Genomic DNA, 224 nt, shown 5'->3' on the forward strand with positions numbered 1-224 from the left:
TCCTGCGCGGCGTGCTGGTCAATCAGATACATGCCGTCGTCGTTCTGCGCCACGATGTAGGTGCCGTGTACCTGCCCGACCGGAAAGAGCAGTGGCACGGCCGATGTATCGCCTCCGGGCTCTGCTGTGGCCCGTTCCGTCTCGGGAGCGTAGAGAGGCTCGGCAGCAGGCGGCTCTGTCCCCAGGCCTGCTTCCGTCACCGGCGCAGGTTCTGCCGGCGCAAG

Annotated in this window: 1 pseudogene; it reads right to left on the reverse strand. The window is 67.0% G+C overall.

The window, feature by feature from the left end:
* Positions 1-224: pseudogene (locus LD028_RS18430) on the reverse strand (DNA mismatch repair endonuclease MutL); the annotation flags it as partial.

The sequence above is a fragment of the Anoxybacillus sp. LAT27 genome (assembly GCF_022030075.1).
In the GTDB taxonomy this organism is placed as follows: domain Bacteria; phylum Bacillota; class Bacilli; order Bacillales; family Anoxybacillaceae; genus Anoxybacillus; species Anoxybacillus kestanbolensis.